This is a genomic window from Streptomyces sp. NBC_01451, from assembly GCF_036227485.1.
Lineage (GTDB): Bacteria > Actinomycetota > Actinomycetes > Streptomycetales > Streptomycetaceae > Streptomyces.
On record NZ_CP109479.1, the window covers coordinates 1,677,183 to 1,694,148 of the forward strand.

Below are 16,966 nucleotides of genomic sequence, written 5' to 3' on the forward strand. Positions count from 1 at the left end.
GATCCGGCCTTACGTCTTCGCCGCGCGCCCCCTTCCCCTTCCCCGGAGGCCCGACGCCGGACGACCGCACCGCCCCGGGTCAGGGCTCCGCCGGGTTGCCCAGGCCGGTGAGGGCTCCGACCGGGTCCAGGTCGGGGGTGCCGCGGGGCCACCAGTCGTCGTGGCCCGGTTCGGACTCGTACGCGTACCACAGGCCGTCCCGGCCCAGGCGCAGTTGTATGTGACCGCGCGGGTGGGTGAGGTGGTTGCGCCGGGGCCTGAAGGCGGGGAGGTCGGCGGCGAGGAGTAGGGGACGGGCGCGGTCGAACCGGCCCGCCGGCGGGTCCCAGGCCTCTTCGAGGACCGCGAGCCCGTCGAGCCCGCCCTGGCGCCAGGCGGCCACGGCGCGCGCCAGATCCGCGGACGTACGGCCGGCTGCTCTGGCCAGTGAGGAGTAGAGGGCGCGGGTGCCGGCGGTCAGGCCGGAGCCGGGGCGGGCGGCGGCGAGACGTACGGCGTCCTGCCACAGGGTCAGCTCACCGACCGGGTCGTGGCCGCTGGTGAGCAGGGTGTGGGCGCGGGCGGCGGCGTCCGTCGCCAACTGGTCCAGCGCGAAGGGGTCCGGGCCGCCCGGGGACGCCGGGTAGGCCGGGGGCGGTTCGGGATGCGGGCGGGCAGGCAGCGGGGCCGGGAGGGGCGGGAAAGTGCGGGGAGCGAGCGCGTCCGAGGCCCGGACACCGGGGAAGGACCCCGGCTGCTGGTCCTGAGCGGCGCGGGCGGCACGGGCGGCGTTGCGCCGGGACAGCTCGTCGAGCACCTCCCGCTCGCCCCGGCCCCGCAGGAGGAGCAGGACGAAGGGGTCGGCGTCGAGAAGTCGGGCGGTCTGGTAGCAGAGGGCGGCCGCGTGCTTGCAGGGGTGTCCGGAGTCCGGGCAGCTGCACAGGGGGTCGAGGTCGCCGGGGCCGGGCAGCAGTGGCGCCCCGCAGTCGGCGAGGGACTGGGGCATCTCCTTGTCGAGCAGCGCGGCGATGTGCCCGGGCCGCTCGACGGCTGCCTCCAGGAACCGCTCCCATTCCTGGTCGCCGAGGGTGCGCAGCCGCACCTGGACGCGGTACGGGCGCGGCCGGGAGCCCTGTACGTAGGCGAGCACGAGCCCCGGTGTCACGGTGATGGCATCGACGTGCCCCTTCGCTGCGTACCCGCGCCCCCGCACCAGCCGGGCGGTGTCCAGCGCGCCCTCCTCCAGGGCGGCCACCCAGGCGTTCCCCCACCAGCTCTCCGCGAAGCCGGCCTCCTGCCGGGACGACGCCTCCCTGTTCGCCGAGGCGGGCAGGGCCGGAAAGGTACGGCGCAGCTCGCCGTCACGGCCCGGGGCGGCCATCGAGGCGGACGGGGGGACGAGGCGTGAGGTGTTGGGGGGACCCTCGGCGGGCGGCGCCGCCTGCCGGATCCTGGCCGTGTCCCGGCTGTTCGAGGTGCCCAGGGTGTTCGGGTTGCCCAGGGTGTTCCGGGTGGCCCGCGACCCGGCCGGGGACGCCCCCGGAGCCCCGGCACCCGCGCCGCCGCCTCGCGGGGCCGGGGCGGCGACGGCACGCAGGACGTCCCCGACGGTCACCGGTGGCGACGGATCCGTGCTCGGCCCGTCGTCCTGGGTCTCCGGGCCCCTCACCGGAGCCGACGGGGAGTCGTCGGTGGGCAACTCGAAGGAACCGGCGAGCAGTTCCCGTACGTCACGCCTCCGGTCTCCGGCACTCCGATCACGTGGGTCCCGCCCGGGCGCGGGCCGGACGGGCCGACGCGGGGCCTCGGCTGCCGTCGTCCCGGCGTCCGGACGGTCACGCCGCGACTCCCCGCGTGCGGCGCGCAGAGCCTCTCGGGCGATGTCCCCGGGGCGCCCGGCCTTGCGGTCCCCGGTGTAGGTCCGCGCCGCCGGCACCTCCAGAGCCTCCGGGCCGGTCGCGTCCGCCGCCGCCTCCGACCGAGCGGCCGGGGCATGGCCACCGGACGGTGCCGTCGCGCCCCGCAGGGCGGCACGAGCCGCGTCTCCCGGCCGGGTCCCAGCCGCTCCGGCCTCGACCCCGCCCTGTGTCCCGGCCGTCTCCTGACCGGCGCGCTCCCGCGCCGCCCGCAACGCCCTGCGCGCGGCGTCGGCGGGCCGGTCCCGGTCGGCCTCGCCCGGCAGGGGGCGCCCGTCCGACGCCGGCTCCTCCCCCATCGTGCCGTGTACTTCCCCCGGCTCGCGGTGCTCCTCCGACGGCATCACACCGCCCCCCGCAGGGAGACCAGGTCGGACAGTGCCCGGTCCGTCAGTTCCGTGAAGGACGACTCGCCGGAGGTCAGGATCGCGTCGGCCAGGGCCCGCTTGGACTCCAGCATCTCCGCGATGCGGTCCTCGACCGTGCCCTCGGTGATCAGACGGTGCACCTGGACGGGCTGGGTCTGGCCGATGCGGTAGGCGCGGTCCGTGGCCTGTTCCTCGACCGCGGGGTTCCACCAGCGGTCGAAGTGGATGACATGACCCGCGCGCGTGAGGTTCAGGCCGGTGCCGGCGGCCTTCAGGGAGAGGATCAGGATCGGGGTCGCGCCGCTCTGGAAGCGGTCCACCATGCGTTCCCTCTCGGGGACCGGGGTGCCGCCGTGGAGCAGTTCCACCGGGACCGCGCGGGCCGCGAGGTGGGACGTGATCAGCCGGGCCATTCCCACGTACTGCGTGAACACCAGTGCCGAGCCGTCCTCGGCGAGCAGGGTGTCGAGCAGCTCGTCCAGCAGGGCGAGTTTGCCGGAGCGGGCGGCCAGCCGGTCCCCTGCGGCATACCCGGAGGTCTCCTCCTTCAGATACAGCGCGGGGTGGTCGCAGATCTGCTTGAGGGAGGTCAGCAGCTTCAGCACCAGGCCCCGGCGGGCGATGCCGTCCGCGGTCTCGATGGCGAGCAGCGACTCGCGCACGACCGCCTCGTACAGCGAGGCCTGTTCGCGGGTCAGGGGGACCGGGTGGTCCGTCTCCGTCTTCGGCGGCAGTTCGGGGACGATGCCCGGGTCGGACTTCTTGCGTCGCAGCAGGAACGGGCGGACCAGGCGGGCGAGGCGGGCCACGGCCTCCTCGTCCTCGCCGGTCTCCACCGCGCGCGCGTGCCGGGCGCGGAAGGACTTCAGGGGGCCCAGGAGGCCGGGGGTCGTCCAGTCGAGCAGGGCCCAGAGCTCGGAGAGGTTGTTCTCCACGGGGGTGCCGGTGAGCGCCACGCGCGCGGGGGTCGGGATCGTGCGCAGTGCCTTCGCCGTCGCCGAGTACGGGTTCTTGACGTGCTGCGCCTCGTCCGCGACGACCATCCCCCACGGCTGTTCGGCCAGCCGTGGCGCCGTCGAGCGCATGGTGCCGTACGTCGTGAGGACGAAGCCGCCCGTCATGTCGTCCAGGGTGCGGTCGGGGCCGTGGTAGCGGCGGACGGGGACGCCGGGCGCGAACTTGTTGATCTCGCGCTGCCAGTTGCCCAGCAGGGAGGCCGGGCAGACCACCAGCGTCGGTTCGCTGCGGGCCCGCCGCAGATGCAGGGCGATGACGGTGATGGTCTTGCCGAGCCCCATGTCGTCGGCGAGGCAGCCGCCGAGGCCGAGGGAGGTCATGAGGTCCAGCCAGGCCAGTCCCCGGAGCTGGTAGTCACGGAGCCGGGCCTGGAGTCCCGGGGGCGGGTCCACGGCGGTGATGCCGGCCGTCAGCCGGTCGCGCAGGGCGGCCAGCGCGCCCACCGGGACCGCCTCGACGCTCTCGCCGTCGACGTCCACGCGGCCGGTGAGTGCGGCGGAGAGCGCGTCGACCGGGTCGAGCAGGCCCAGTTCGCGCTTGCGTGCCTTGCGGACGAGGGCCGGGTCGACGAGCACCCACTGGTCCTTGAGGCGTACGACGGGACGGTGGGCCTCCGCCAGCAGGTCCATCTCGGCCTCGGTGAGCGGATCCCCGCCGAGCGCCAGCTGCCAGCGGAACTGGAGGAGTTCCTCGCTCTCGAAGAACCCGGTGCCGTCCTTGGCCGAGCCGGGCGCCGGGCGTACGACCGCCTGGGCGGTCAGGTCCTGGGCGAGGTCCCGGGGCCAGTGCACGGCGACGCCTGCGGCGGCCAGCCTGGTCGCGACCACCCCGAGCAGGTCGTACAGCTCCTCTTCGGAGAGTGCCAGGACGTCGGGCGTGTCCTGCTCGGTGAGGCGGTCGAGCGGGGGCCAGACACGGGCCGCGCGGCGCACCGCGAGCGCGGCGTCCACGCGGGCGCGGGTGCCGAAGGCCGCGTCCGCGGTGCCCGCCCACAGGGTCGCCGCGTCGGTCACCAGGGTGGGGTCGGCGAGGCTGTGCACCTGGACGATCGCGGCGCCCGCGGTGCGCACCCGGTCGGGGTCGTCGAACAGTTCGTACGCCGACAGGTCGAGGCGGAGCGAGATCCGCACGCCCGCGTCCATGCCCGCGGCGACCTCCGCCGCCCAGTCGTGGGCGTCCGGCAGCCGCTGGGCCGGGCGCGCGGCGAAGGGCATCCCCGCCGCGTACGGAGCCGCCGGGGTGCGTGGCAGGGTGTCCGCGACGGCGTCCAGGAAGGCGCGCAGCAGGGCCTCCGGCTCGGGCAGCAGCAGTGGGCCGGAGCCGGGCAGTGGCACCGCGTGGCCCTCGGGCGGCAGGGCGGCGGCGATGGCCCTGAGGTGGGCGATGTCGTCGGGGTCCAGCGGGCCCGCGCGCCAGGCGTCGTGGCCGGTGGGGGTGAGCCCGGGCAGCAGCCTGCCGCGGGCCGTGAGCCGCAGGGCGTGCAGCGCGGCGGCGCCCCAGCAGGCCGTGGCGGGGTGGGCGGCGGGGTCGCGGCGGGCCCGCACGAGCAGCGGCAGCGCCGCCTCGACGGGCAGGGTCAGCGCGGGGGTGGTCCGGCGGCGGACGCCGGCGCCGTGTCGTCGTACGACCGTCAGTTCCGTGTGACCGTCGCCTTCGCCCGGTAGACCCGTGTCCCCCGTGGGGTCCCAGAAGGCGATGCGGCCCTCGCGCGGGAGGGGGGCGGGGAGGAAGACGGCCGCGAGGCGCACGGACACGTCCGCCACCGCTGTCGCCGACGTCTCGTCGCTCATCCGTGCGTCACCTCCCGCCCTCGTGCCGTGTCCGTCGAGTCGGACGTCTTCGACTGTACGGGCGGGGTCTGACAATCGGTCCCGGAAACGGGCCGGAGCGCGTCGCGCGGCCGGTCAGGGGGTCGTGCGCGAGACGACGTAGACCATGTAGTGGTTGGGGTGCGACCACCTCACGACGATGTGCTGCGTGGGTGCCGGGTTCTTCTGCGGATGGGCGAGGCCCCACCACGGGCCCGGCTCCTTGAACTCCCAGCCGACGATCTTCTGGTCGCGGGCGCTGATGGAGAACCGGTCCTTCTTCAGGCTGGTGCGGGGGACGCCCATGGCCTTGAAGAAGTAGTCCAGCCCCGCGTTCGTGGTCATGAACTGGACGTACAGGCGGCTCGTACGCCAGTTGTTCGTCTCGTAGTACGCGACCTTCGTCGACAGGATTCCCTCGCCGTCGGCCTGGCGCGGGACGGGCACCTCGTAGATGTGGCGCTGGACCTTGGAGGGCCAGGCCTCGGTGAGGCCGCGGGCCGCCCACTTCCGTTCCTTGTCCTCGCCGCTGTCGCGGCTCTGGTTGGCGGAGATCACCAGATAGCCGGCCGGGACCCCGATGAGCAGCACGATGATCAGCAGGGTCAGGGCGCGGCGGCGGATCCTGTGGCCGCGCTCCTCGGGCGGCCCGGGGGGCTCGTCCGGCGGCATGGCCTGGCGGGGCAGGGAGGCGGTCACAGCGGCCCCTGGGTGGTACGGCGGGTCTCGACGAACTTCTCGTAGCGCTCGTACCGCTCGACGCGGCGCCGGTTGGCGCGCCGGAACCGGCGGGCGACCAGCCGGGCGAGGTCGGCGGCGCCCACCATGCCGGCCTCGGGGCCGAGCTGGGCGCGGGCGATGCGGGCCTCGGGGCGGTAGCCGCGGCCGGTGAGGTGACGGCGGAAGGCCTCGCGGGCGGGGCCGATCAGCAGGTCGTCGGCGGCCGAGACACCGCCGCCGATGACGAAGCAGGAGGGGTCGAGGGCGGCGGCCAGGTTGGCGATGCCGACGCCGAGCCACTGGCCGATGTCCTGGAGCAGTTCGATGCACATGGCGTCGCCCTCGCGGGCCAGCTCGGTGATCATCGGACCGGTGATGTCGGCGATGTTGCCCTTGACGTGCTCGATGATCCCGTACGCCACCGGGGAGTCGGCCGCCGCGAGTTCGCGTGCTTCTCTGACCAGGGCGTTCCCGGAGCTGTACTGCTCCCAGCAGCCGCGGTTGCCGCACGGGCAGCGGTGGCCGCCGGGCACGACCTGCATATGGCCGAACTCGCCGGCGACGCCGAACTTGCCGCGCTTGACGTGGCCGTCCTCCAGGATCGCGCCGCCGATGCCGGTGCCGAGCGTGATCATGACGAGGTCGTCCTCGCCGCGCCCGGCGCCGAAGCGCCACTCGGCCCAGGCGGCGGCGTTGGCGTCGTTGTCGACCAGGACGGGGACGGCGAGACGGCCCGAGATGCGGTCCCTCAGGGGCTCGTTGCGCCACGACAGGTGGGGCGCGAACAGGATCCGGTTGCGGTCGGCGTCGACCCAGCCGGCCGCGCCGATGCCGACCGCGTGCACGTCGTGCCGGTCGGACAGGTCCAGGACCAGTTCGACGATGGTGTCCTCGACGACCTTGGGGCTCTTGGACTTGTCGGGCGTCTCCGTACGGAGCTTCTCCAGGATGTTGCCGTCGGCGTCGACCACTCCCGCCATCACCTTGGTGCCGCCGATGTCGATGCCGACGGTGGGCACACGGGGGGCGGTGAGGTGCGAACGGCGCTCACGCGTGCCGACGGTGCGCAGGGCGGGGGCTCGGCGGGAGCCGATGGGGGCGCTGCCCTCTCGGGCGGAGCCGGCCAGTGCCCTGGGGAGTGCGAGGTCGCGGTAGCTGCTCATCGGGAGTGATTCTGCCTCACCGGCAAGGCGGGTGCGTTGCGGGGGAGCGATGGGGGGTGCGGGTTGGTTGCCGGGTGCGGGTGGAGTGTGGTTGCTCGCGCAGTTCCCCGCGCCCCTAGGGGAGGAAAGGAGGCTGCGCCCCTTTCCTCCCCTAGGGGCGTACCAGGAGTTGGAATTCGAACGAATAGCGCGTCGGGCGGTACGTGTGGGTGCCGAACTCGACCGCGCGGCCCGTGTCGTCGAACGTCGTGCGCTGCATCGTGAGCAGGGGGGCGCCCTCGCGCTCGGTGAGGCGTTCCGCCTCCTCGGCCATGGCCCCGCGCGCGCCGATCGACTGGCGGGCGCTGTGCAGGGTGATTCCGGCGGCGCGCATCAGCCGGTACAGGCCGGTAGCCTCCAGTTGGCCGGTGTCCAGGTCGAACAGTCCGGGCGGGAGATAGTTGCAGAGGTACGCCATCGGCTCGCCGTGCGACAGCCGCAGCCGTTCCACGCGGTGCACGTCGCTGCCCTCGGCCACGTTGAGCGCGGCGGCGACCTCGGCGGAGGCCGGCACGACCGTGTTGACGAGGACTTTGGTCGCGGGGCGCTGGCCGGCCGCCTCCAGGTCGTCGTACAGGCTGCTCAGTTCCAGGGGGCGCTTCACCTGGCTGTGCACGACCTGCGTGCCGACGCCCCGGCGGCGTACGAGCAGGCCCTTGTCCACGAGGGACTGGATGGCCTGGCGCACCGTGGGGCGGGACAGGCCGAGTCGCCCGGCCAGCTCTATCTCGTTGCCCAGCAGACTGCCGGGGGTGAGTGCTCCGTGCTCGATCGCGGCTTCGAGCTGCTGGGACAGCTGGAAGTAGAGCGGTACCGGACTGCTCCGGTCCACACTGAGTTCCAGCGGCGCTGTCGGACCCACATCTGGTTTCGGCACGGCCCGAGCGTAGCTCCGAGGATTGTTGACGGGAAGTTGTGTAGTTCGGTTGTCCGGACATACGCATTGACAGCGTGCCTGGTCGGACCCCAGTTTGGTTCTCATGCGCATCGGAGTCATCGGGACGGGCCGTATCGGCACATTCCACGCGAACACCCTCAGCCGCCACCGCGAGGTGGGGGGCTCCCTCATCGTCACGGACGCGGACGTCGGGCGGGCACAGGATCTGGCGCACCGCTTAGGAGCCACGGCCGCACCGGGTGTCGACGAGATCTTCACCTGGGGCGTGGACGCCGTGGTGATCACAGCCGCCACCTCGGCCCACGCCGAACTGATCGGTCGGGCAGCACGCTCGGGTCTCCCGGTGTTCTGCGAGAAGCCCATAGCGCTGGATCTTCCCGCCACTCTGGCCGCGATCGCCGAGGTGGAGGCGGCCGGCACCATCCTCCAGATGGGCTTCCAGCGCCGCTTCGACACCGGGTACACGGGCGCCCGCGAGGCCGTGCGCTCCGGGAAACTCGGCCGACTGCACACCGTCCGCATGATGACGTCGGACCAGACGCCACCGCCGCCGGAGTATCTGCCGCTGTCCGGCGGGTTGTACCGGGACACCCTGATCCACGACTTCGACATCCTGCGCTGGGTGACGGGGCGCGAGATCACCGAGGTGTACGCGACCGGGTCGGACGCCGGGCCCTCGATGTTCCGCGAAGCCGGCGACATCGGTACGGCCGCCGCGGTCCTCACCCTGGACGACGGCACGCTCGCCACGGCGACGGCGACGCGCATGAACGGCGCGGGCTACGACGTCCGCATGGAGCTGGCCGGGGAACTGGACCAGATCTGCGCCGGGCTGGACGACCGTACGCCCATCGCGTCCACCGAACCGGCCGGACCGCCTGCCGCGAGCAAGCCGTGGACCGGCTTCCTGGAGCGCTTCGGCCCCGCCTACGAGGACGAGCTGTCGGCCTTCGTCGAGGTGGTGCGCGGCGAACGCGCCAACCCGTGCGACGGCCGGGAGGCACTTCAGGCCCTGCGCGTCGCGGAGGCCTGCGAACTGTCCAGACGGGAGCGCAGGCCCGTGCACCTCGCGGAGATCCAGGGCGGGTGGAGCTGAGAGCGGGGCAGGGCGACAGCGGACGCCCGGGAGCCGGTCGCCGGGTGGACCGGCCAGGGCCGGGGCGCGGTCCAGCGGCGTGCGCATCGCCGTGCGCCCTTCGGGACGGGCCGGTGGAGCGCCCAGGCAGTGACAGCAGTGAAGGCCGACGACGAGCCGGGGACGTGACGCGTGTCCGTGTGCGGCAGCCGTACACGGTGCACCGGGCCTCGGGCCCGCAGACGGGCGTACACCGGATACTGGTCCGTCCTGAACCCGTCACGACCTGACCGGCCGTCATGAGAACGTGTGCCGTGCCCGCTAGGGCCCGTTCTGCCCGTCTTCCTCCAGGAGTCCGGCGTCGTACGCCAACAGGGCGATCTGCACCCGGTTGTTGAGGCCGAGCTTGGCGAGGATGCGGGAGACGTGGGTCTTGACGGTGGCGACGCTCATGAACAGGGCGGCGGCGGTCTCGGCGTTCGACCGGCCCCGGCCGACGGCGACCGCGACCTCGCGTTCCCGGTCGTTCAGCGCGCGGATCCGCTCCCGGGCGCCGGCCCGCCGGGTGTCGGCCGTGCCGCCCGCCGCGTGGGCCATCAGCTGGCGGGTCACGGCGGGCGACAGCACGGGGTCCCCGGCCGCGACACGGCGTACCGCGGCGAGGATCTCGGCGGGCGGGGTGTCCTTGAGGACGAAGCCGGCGGCGCCCGCGCGCAGGGCGCGCAGTACCTGGTCGTCGGCGTGGAAGGTGGTGAGGACCACGACCTGCGGGGCGTCCCGGAGGGCCCGCAGGCGCTCGGTGGCGGCGAGGCCGTCCATCGTCGGCATCCGGATGTCCATGAGCACGACGTCCGGGCGGGTGCGGCCGACGAGCGCCTCGACCTCGCTGCCGTCGGCGGCCTCGCCGACGATCTCGATGTCGTCCGCGCCGCCCAACATCAAGGACAGGCCCGCCCGTACCAGGGGGTCGTCGTCGACGAGGAGCAGTCTGATCACGGTCATGGCCCTACGTAATCACGGTTGTGCGGCGCCCGGACGTACACGGGTGGCGCGGGCTACATTGCCGACCTGAACACCCGTGAGGCGAGGGGACTTTCGTGCGCTACCGACTGCTGGGCCGGACCGGTCTGCGGGTCTCCGAGCTCTTCCTGGGGGCCATGACCTTCGGCGACCAGGGCGGGGTGGGGGCACCCAAGGGGGAGTGCGCGCGGATCCTCGACGCGTACGAGGACGCCGGCGGGAACGTCGTCGACACCGCGATCAACTACCGCGGCGGTGCGAGCGAGACGATGCTGGGCGAACTCCTCAGAGGGCGGCGCGACCGGCTCGTACTGTCCACGAAGTACACGATCTCGCGCGACGGCGCCGACCCCAACGCCGCCGGCAACCACCGCAAGAACCTGACGCTGTCCCTGGAAACGAGCCTGCGCCGCCTCGGCACGGACTACGTCGACATCTACTGGGTGCACATCTGGGACCGCGCCACGCCCGTCGAGGAGACCATGCGCGCCCTCGACGACGCCGTGCGCTCCGGGAAGGTGCTGTACGTCGGCATCTCGGACGCCCCTGCCTGGGTGGTGTCCCGGGCCAACACCCTCGCGGAGTGGCGGGGCTGGTCGCAGTTCGCCGCGCTGCAGGTGCCGTACAGCCTGCTCAACCGGGACATCGAGCGCGAACTGCTGCCGATGGCCGAGGCGTTCGGGATGTCGGTCGCGGCCTGGAGTCCGCTGCAGAACGGCATCCTGTCCGGCAAGTACACACGCGCGCGGGGCATCGCCCCCGACGAGTCGGTACGGCTGTCCGCGGACGCGATCGGCGAGCGCGAGCACACGGTGGCGCGGGCGGTGCAGTCGGCGGCGGACGAACTCGGCGCGTCCCCCGCGCAGGTGGCCATCGCGTGGACCATGGCGCACTCCCCCGCCGTGCACCCGATCGTCGGCGCGCGCCGGGTCGAGCAGCTCACGGACAACCTCGGCGCGGCCGAACTGACGCTCCCCGCCGACCTGGTGGCGGGACTCGACGAGACCACCGGGTTCCGGCCCGGCTTCCCGACCGAGTTCATCGAGGAGACCTCTGCCTGGGTGTACGGGGAGGCGGGCCAACGGGTGGTGCCGCGTACGGTGCGCGCCTGACAGCGCCCTCTCCGCCGAAACCCTTCCAGAGAGGTTCGTCGGCTTCTCACGTTCTCCAGAGGTTCGACGACGGGGTTGGTCAGGCACCCCACGGCAGCCAGGCCCGGACGGCGAATCCTCCGGCCCCGCCCGCGCCCCCACCGCCGCTGTCGGCCCCGTCCGCCTCCGCGCCGTGCTCCAGCCGGCCGCCCGCCAGTGTCGCGCGCTCGGTCAGGCCGATGAGGCCCTGTCCGGAACCGGGGACGTGCGGGACCCTTCCCGGGGGCGCGGGATTGCGCACGGAGACGGTCAGGCCGTCGCCCGGGGCGCCCGCGAGGGAGACCGTGACCTCGGCGCCCGGGGCATGCTTGCGCGCGTTCGTGAGGCCCTCCTGGACGATCCGGTAGGCGGTGCGGCCGATGGAGGCGGGGACGGCGGCCGGCGCCCTCACGCGGCTGTCCAGCACGATCTTCATGCCGGCCTCGCGGGATTCGCTCACCAGGGTGTCGAGCGCGGCCAGCGTCGGCTGCGGGCGCCCCGCCTCCTCCGCGTCGCCTGCCCGCAGGACGCCGATGATCTCCCGCAGGTCCTGGAGGGCGTCGTGCGCGCTCTCCCGGATGACCCCGGCGGCCCGCGCGACCTCCTCGCGGGGTGCGTCGGGCCGGAACTCCAGGGCGCCGGCGTGGACGCTCAGCAGGGTGAGCCGATGGGCGAGCACGTCGTGCATCTCCCGCGCGATGGCCTCGCGGGCGAGCCGCTGCGCCTGCTCCGCGCGCAGCACCGCCTCCGTCTCGGCCCGTCGCAGCCGGTCCCGCAGGCTCACCATGAGCTGCCGCTTGGACCGCACGAACATGCCCCAGCCGACCGCGGTCGCGGTCAGCAGGACGCTGAGGACCACCGAGACGAAGTACGGCAGGTCCGGGTCGGGGCGCAGCCAGTAGAAGAGCGGCAGCACAGCGACGGAGGCACCGCCGACCAGGCCGACGTACCGGAAGGGCCGGTGCACGGCGAGGGAGAAGAGGGCGACCAGGCCGGCACCGCCCGCGGTGCTCGACACGAGGCTGACCGCGAGCATCGCGACGGCGAGGCCGAGCGGCCAGCGGCGCCGCAGCCATACGGCGGCGCAGGAGAGGGCGCCGAGCCACTGGTCGACGGCGGCGAGGGCGTGCGGGGTGTTCGGGTCTCCGGCGAGGGCGTCGGCGCCCAGCACTCCGACGAGGACGGCCAGCAGGAAGCAGGTGAAGTCGACGACCCAGTCGCGCGCGGTGCGCCGGGGTCGCGCGGACCTTGCGAACCACCCGGTCGCCTCTCTCCCGGAGCGGGAACCGGGACGGGGACCACGATCGGAGCCGGGGTCGTGATCGAGTTCGTCGAGCACGGCCGACGGGAAGAGCCACCGCCGCCCCGGGAACGCCGTCGGGGCCTCGGGAACGGATGCCGGTCTGTCACCACTCACGGTCGACAAATCTACGCAGTGACGGCCCGCGCCACCCCCGCCGAGCCGTGATCGTCGACCAAAGTCGCACCGCCGCAGACTTTCGGCGCCCCTCGCGGCAACGACCGGCGACTTGGGGGGAGGGCGCCTCGCCCTGCGGCCGATGGGAGCGGAGAGCCCGCGGAGCAAGGATCTCGACATGAGACATTTACTGGAGATCGCCGGTTTCATCGCCCTGGTGCAGGGCGCCGCGGGCCTGCTGTACGCCTTCGCCGATCTGCGGTGGGGTCTCGTGCAGAAACTCGGCTTTCTCGACGGTTACGAGATCTACGCGAGCGTGGCCCTGCTCGTGCTGTCGTTCGCGCTGTTCGCCGCCGCCGAGAGCCGGAAGCCCGGGTGACATGGAGACGCCATGCGCCAGGTTAACTTCCCGAAAACTCATCGGACTTGCCGGGAAAATCTCCGGAGTTGTCATTGACATGCCACTATCTACGCGCGTCATCATGACGTCATGAGATTCCCCCCACGGATCACTCGTATCGGCACCTCGGTCGCTGTCCTGTCCGCTCTCCTGGTCGGCGGTGGCGTCACCGCCGGCACTGCGGGCGCCGCCACCTCGGCGGTCGGCAGCATCTGCTACGACGACCTGCCGTCGCAGGCCTACACCACGCTCAACCTGATCGCGAAGGGCGGCCCCTACCCGTACTCGCAGGACGGCGGCGTCTTCCAGAACCGCGAGCGGCTCCTGCCCAGCCAGAGCACCGGCTACTACCACGAGTACACCGTCAAGACCCCTGGTTCCTCGACGCGCGGCGCGCGGCGCATCATCACCGGTGAGGAGTACCAGGAGGACTACTACACCTCCGACCACTACGCCTCGTTCGACCTCATCGACTACGGCTGCTGAGTCCCCACGGCTCGGTCCCGGGCGAGTCCCCCACGGCTCAGCCACAGGAACGGCGCCACCCGCTGGAGGTCCGGCCCGGCACGCGGCCGGGCCTCCAGCGGCCACCGACGACGCGCACGCGTCACTTCCACAGACCGCCAGAGCGCCACAGAGCGCCACACGCCGCGGCGACGTCCCGCGCGCGTGACGCGGCCTCCGGCAACGGCAACTCAGGACCGGCCTTGATCACGGCGTTCCAGCCGTCCGCCGGCCCTTGCGGGCAGAGGTGCCGGACCCCGGCATGACGATGGGGGGCGCACCGGCGATCAGTGCACCCCCCACCCGCATACGGCGTCCGGTGAACGCCTCCTACCAGCGGTACCAGCGGCCACGCCGCCCGCCTGCTCCGGTGGAGCGGGCGAGGAATCCGGCCAGCCAGATCACCAGGACGATCACGGCGATCCACCACAGGGCCTTGAGGGCGAACCCGGCGCCGAAGAGGATCAGGACGAGCAGCAGGACCAGTATCAGGGGAACCATTGTCATCAACCTCCGTCCCGCCGTGTGCCCGGGCCTGATCTCCGTACACGCCGGAAATTTATCTGTTTCTTATCCGCTGCCCGGGGCATTCGACCGGGCTGCCCGTGGGCGACGAGGAGCGGTGTCCGGCGGCGGGTCGTCGGCCGGTGTCCCACCGGCTCCTTCCGCGCGTGTGCGGGGCGCGAGGTCGTCGATTCCCGCATCACGGAGCGTCTGCGCCTCCGCTTCGGGGGCATACGGCGGTGGATCGGGTGCGAACGCCACCCAGCCGAAGACCGTCGCGAGCCGTCGATTTGTGGGAGCCCCGATGCCGACCGCCGTACCGGAAAGAGCCGCAGGAGCGACCGGGAAGGGGCCCGAAGGGGTCCGGCCGGGCCGCTCGCCCGTCCTGCCCCGCGGTATCGGCAGGACCGCCGCGCGCATCGGCGCACTGACCGTCTGCCAGGCCGCCCTGATGGTGGGCTTCGGGCTCCTGCTCACGGGTCCCGCCCGGAACGTGTGGCCGCTGACGGTCGAGGACGACGTCAACGAGGGCTTCGAACGGATCCGTACGGGCCCGCTCACCACCCTGTCGTACGTCGGCTCGGAGGCGGGCAACACCCTCACGGTCGTCGCCGTCACGCTGTTGAGCTGCGTGGCCCTGCTGCTCGTGCCCCGGCTGCCGATGTGGCGTCAGGCCGTCTTCCTCGCCGTCGCCGTCTCGCTCCAGTCGCTGGTGTTCCTGGCTGTCACCGAGTCGGTGGACCGTACCCGCCCGGACGTGCACCGCCTCGACGACTCACCACCCACGTCCAGCTACACCTCCGGCCACACGGGCGCGGCCACCGCGCTCTACGCCGGACTCGCGGTGCTGGTGCTGTCCCGGGTCCGCAGGCCGTGGCGGTGGCCGCTGGCCGGGCTGCTGTTCCTCCTGCCGCTGGTCGTCGGTGCCGCCCGCCTCTACCGGGGCATGCACCATCCCACGGACGTGATCGGCGGACTGGCCAACGGCGCCCTGTCCCTGCTGATCGTCGGCCGCGCACTGTTCGTCGACAGGTCCGTGGCCGCCGTCCCCCCGCCGCGGAGCGGGCTCGACGACGCGACCGCCGGGGTCCAGGAACGCGAGCCCGGCAGCACCGCCGTGATCTTCAACCCCACGGTGACCGACGAAGCGGCCCTCGAAAGACTGCTAGGGGTCCTCGAACAGCACGGCCACCGCGCACCGGCGTTCATCGAGACCACCGCCGACGATCCCGGCAGCGGCCAGGCGGCCGGCGCGGTCCGTGACGGAGCGACACTGGTCGTGGTCTGCGGCGGCGACGGAACCGTCAGGGCTGCCGCGGACGCCCTGGCCGGCAGCGGGGTACCGCTCGTCGTGGTGCCCTGCGGCACCGGCAACCTGCTGGCCCGCAACCTCGGCCTGCCGCTCAACCCCTCCGCCGCCCTCGACGCCGCGCTGTCCGGCAGCCCGCAGCGCCTCGACCTCGGCCGCATCGAGGGCGACGGCCTCGCCGCCACCCACTTCACGGCGATGTCCGGGGCCGGTCTCGACGCCGCGATGCTGGAGCACACCGACGACCGCGCCAAGTCCGCCGTGGGCTGGCCCGCCTACGCCCTCGCCACCGTCGCCACCCTGCGCACACCCCGGATGCGGCTGACGGTCCGGCTCGACGACGCGCCCGTCCTGCACCGCACTGCCCGCATGGTGCTCCTCGCCAACGTCGGCACCGTGCAGGGCGGTCTCACCCTCCTCCCGGCGGCCCGGCCCGACGACGGACTGCTCGACCTGCTGATCCTCGACCCGCGCGGCCCCGGCGGCTGGATGCGCGCCCTGGGCATCCTGATGCGCGGCCGCGGGCGGAACTCACGGCCCACGACCGTGGACCACCTGGTCCCCGAGGGCACCGGCGCCAAGGGCGTCCCGGTGGAGTTCCTCACCTTCCGGCGGGCCGAACTCACCTTCGCCGCGCCGCAGTCGCGTGAAGTCGACGGGGACCCGATGTCCCACGGCCGACGTCTCACCGCCGAGGTCAGGCCCGGTGCGCTGACCGTCCTGCTGCCCACCCGGGAGAAGTGAATGGGCACCGCCACCAAGGTCCCCGAGACCCGCGACATGACCGGCGACGAACTCTCGGCCGACGAGGCGCTGGCGTCGCTGCGCCGCTACGGCCGCTGGCCGCTGCTGCGCGACTCCTTCGTCCGGTTCCGCTACGCAGACGGCTTCAGCCATTCCCGTGCGCTCGCCCTTCAGACGGTGCTGTCGGTGATCCCGCTGGCCATCGCCTTCGTAGGGCTGTCCAGCGCGCTGCACACGGAGAACATCGGCCGGCTAGCCGAACTGACCATCCACCGGCTCGCACAGGGGCCCAGCGCCGACGTCGTCGACGACGCGCTGGACCGCAGCCGCCGCAGTGCGGGCAACGGTGCCCAGATCGCCCTCTGGTTCGGCCTGCTCTTCTCCATGGTCAACGTCACCACCGCGATGTGCCAGATCGAACGCGGCGCCAACCGGATCTACGGCAACGAACGGGACCGCCCCTTCCGCCAGAAGTACCTGCGCGGGCTCGCGATGGCCCTCGGCGCGGGTATCCCGCTCGGCCTCGGGTTCATCATGATGGTGGCCGGGGGCGACCTGGCCGCCGCCGCTGTGACGGTGTATCACCTCGACGGCGACGCCAGGACCGTCTGCGAGATGCTGCGCTGGCCCTTCGGCCTGCTGCTCGCCCTTCTCTCGGCCAGCGTGATCTTCCGCCGTTCCCCCCGGCGCCGGCAGCCCGGCTACACCTGGCTGGCCTTCGGTGCCGCCGTGTATCTCGTGCTGTGGACGGCCCTGACCTGGCTGCTGAGCCTGTATTTGGGGATCAGCGGGTCCTTCGACGCGGTCTACGGTCCGCTCAGCGCCTTCATGTCGCTGCTCATCTGGGCCTACCTGACCTCCATCGCCCTCTTTCTGGGCCTGTCGTTCGCCGCGCAGCTGGAGGCCGCGCGGGCTCTGCGGCCCGGTCCGATCACAGCCGACCCGGGAGTCTGAT

At 73.1% G+C, this 16,966-nt stretch carries 14 protein-coding genes; 6 read left to right on the forward strand and 8 right to left on the reverse strand.

Annotated elements, in window-relative coordinates; genetic code table 11:
* Window positions 1-79: 79 nt before the first annotated feature.
* The 5 genes from OG595_RS07230 to OG595_RS07250 all read right to left on the reverse strand — a co-directional run bounded on the left by OG595_RS07230 (window position 80) and on the right by OG595_RS07250 (window position 7,872).
* Window positions 80-2,239 (reverse strand): SWIM zinc finger family protein, encoded by a 2,160-nt coding sequence (locus OG595_RS07230; protein ID WP_443072979.1) that lies wholly within the window; start codon window positions 2,237-2,239, stop codon window positions 80-82.
* A complete protein-coding gene (locus tag OG595_RS07235; protein ID WP_329269111.1) occupies window positions 2,239-5,070 on the reverse strand; it encodes a DEAD/DEAH box helicase in 2,832 nt (943 codons plus the stop codon). The genes OG595_RS07230 and OG595_RS07235 overlap by 1 nt, the downstream gene beginning before the upstream one ends.
* Before the next feature lie 114 nt (window positions 5,071-5,184).
* The gene (locus OG595_RS07240; RefSeq protein ID WP_329269114.1) at window positions 5,185-5,787 is read right to left on the reverse strand and encodes a sugar kinase; all 603 of its coding nucleotides are present in this window, start codon (window positions 5,785-5,787) and stop codon (window positions 5,185-5,187) included.
* The gene (locus tag OG595_RS07245; RefSeq protein ID WP_329269116.1) at window positions 5,784-6,971 is read right to left on the reverse strand and encodes an ROK family glucokinase; all 1,188 of its coding nucleotides are present in this window, start codon (window positions 6,969-6,971) and stop codon (window positions 5,784-5,786) included. Before OG595_RS07245 ends, OG595_RS07240 begins: the two co-directional genes overlap by 4 nt.
* A 151-nt stretch (window positions 6,972-7,122) precedes the next feature.
* Window positions 7,123-7,872, reverse strand: coding sequence for a GntR family transcriptional regulator (locus OG595_RS07250; protein WP_329282711.1), 750 nt, complete (start codon window positions 7,870-7,872; stop codon window positions 7,123-7,125).
* A 118-nt stretch (window positions 7,873-7,990) separates the two neighbouring features.
* Between OG595_RS07250 and OG595_RS07255 the strand changes: the two genes are divergently transcribed.
* Window positions 7,991-9,004, forward strand: a complete 1,014-nt coding sequence (locus OG595_RS07255) for a Gfo/Idh/MocA family protein (RefSeq protein ID WP_329269119.1) — start codon at window positions 7,991-7,993, stop codon at window positions 9,002-9,004.
* 300 nt (window positions 9,005-9,304) lie between these two features.
* Here OG595_RS07255 and OG595_RS07260 read toward each other — a convergent pair whose 3' ends face one another.
* A complete protein-coding gene (locus tag OG595_RS07260) occupies window positions 9,305-9,985 on the reverse strand; it encodes a response regulator transcription factor (RefSeq protein WP_329269121.1) in 681 nt (226 codons plus the stop codon).
* 95 nt (window positions 9,986-10,080) lie between these two features.
* Here OG595_RS07260 and OG595_RS07265 point away from each other — a divergent pair, with 95 nt between their 5' ends.
* The gene (locus tag OG595_RS07265) at window positions 10,081-11,115 is read left to right on the forward strand and encodes an aldo/keto reductase (protein ID WP_329269123.1); all 1,035 of its coding nucleotides are present in this window, start codon (window positions 10,081-10,083) and stop codon (window positions 11,113-11,115) included.
* 79 nt (window positions 11,116-11,194) lie between these two features.
* Here the strand turns inward: OG595_RS07265 and OG595_RS07270 are convergent, their stop codons facing one another.
* Window positions 11,195-12,550 carry a sensor histidine kinase gene (locus tag OG595_RS07270; protein ID WP_329269124.1) on the reverse strand — a complete coding sequence of 452 codons (1,356 nt, stop codon included), beginning with the start codon at window positions 12,548-12,550 and terminating at the stop codon, window positions 11,195-11,197.
* A 178-nt stretch (window positions 12,551-12,728) separates the two neighbouring features.
* Here OG595_RS07270 and OG595_RS07275 point away from each other — a divergent pair, with 178 nt between their 5' ends.
* Together OG595_RS07275 and OG595_RS07280 are read left to right on the forward strand one after the other, a co-directional pair.
* On the forward strand, window positions 12,729-12,929 hold the full coding sequence (locus OG595_RS07275) for a hypothetical protein (protein ID WP_329269126.1): 201 nt from the start codon (window positions 12,729-12,731) through the stop codon (window positions 12,927-12,929).
* Between the two features lie 111 nt (window positions 12,930-13,040).
* Window positions 13,041-13,436: a ribonuclease domain-containing protein gene (locus OG595_RS07280; protein WP_329269128.1), complete on the forward strand. Its 396-nt coding sequence runs from the start codon at window positions 13,041-13,043 to the stop codon at window positions 13,434-13,436.
* A 348-nt stretch (window positions 13,437-13,784) separates the two neighbouring features.
* Here OG595_RS07280 and OG595_RS07285 read toward each other — a convergent pair whose 3' ends face one another.
* Window positions 13,785-13,961 carry a hydrophobic protein gene (locus OG595_RS07285; RefSeq protein WP_329269130.1) on the reverse strand — a complete coding sequence of 59 codons (177 nt, stop codon included), beginning with the start codon at window positions 13,959-13,961 and terminating at the stop codon, window positions 13,785-13,787.
* A gap of 301 nt (window positions 13,962-14,262) precedes the next feature.
* Between OG595_RS07285 and OG595_RS07290 the strand changes: the two genes are divergently transcribed.
* Window positions 14,263-16,011, forward strand: coding sequence for a diacylglycerol kinase family protein (locus OG595_RS07290; RefSeq protein ID WP_329269133.1), 1,749 nt, complete (start codon window positions 14,263-14,265; stop codon window positions 16,009-16,011).
* The gene (locus tag OG595_RS07295; protein WP_329269136.1) at window positions 16,012-16,965 is read left to right on the forward strand and encodes a YihY/virulence factor BrkB family protein; all 954 of its coding nucleotides are present in this window, start codon (window positions 16,012-16,014) and stop codon (window positions 16,963-16,965) included. It begins immediately after the preceding gene.
* The last annotated feature ends 1 nt before the right edge of the window (window position 16,966 follow it).

Bases quoted from the DNA above. Each gene is read 5' to 3' on its own strand.
- OG595_RS07275 (WP_329269126.1), top strand. From the start codon at position 12,729: ATGAGACATTTACTGGAGATCGCCGGTTTCATCGCCCTGGTGCAGGGC.
- OG595_RS07295 (WP_329269136.1), top strand. From the start codon at position 16,012: ATGGGCACCGCCACCAAGGTCCCCGAGACCCGCGACATGACCGGCGAC.
- OG595_RS07280 (WP_329269128.1), top strand. From the start codon at position 13,041: ATGAGATTCCCCCCACGGATCACTCGTATCGGCACCTCGGTCGCTGTC.
- OG595_RS07235 (WP_329269111.1), bottom strand. From the start codon at position 5,070: ATGAGCGACGAGACGTCGGCGACAGCGGTGGCGGACGTGTCCGTGCGC.
- OG595_RS07255 (WP_329269119.1), top strand. From the start codon at position 7,991: ATGCGCATCGGAGTCATCGGGACGGGCCGTATCGGCACATTCCACGCG.
- OG595_RS07290 (WP_329269133.1), top strand. From the start codon at position 14,263: ATGCCGACCGCCGTACCGGAAAGAGCCGCAGGAGCGACCGGGAAGGGG.
- OG595_RS07285 (WP_329269130.1), bottom strand. From the start codon at position 13,961: ATGACAATGGTTCCCCTGATACTGGTCCTGCTGCTCGTCCTGATCCTC.
- OG595_RS07260 (WP_329269121.1), bottom strand. From the start codon at position 9,985: ATGACCGTGATCAGACTGCTCCTCGTCGACGACGACCCCCTGGTACGG.
- OG595_RS07230 (WP_443072979.1), bottom strand. From the start codon at position 2,239: ATGCCGTCGGAGGAGCACCGCGAGCCGGGGGAAGTACACGGCACGATG.
- OG595_RS07245 (WP_329269116.1), bottom strand. From the start codon at position 6,971: ATGAGCAGCTACCGCGACCTCGCACTCCCCAGGGCACTGGCCGGCTCC.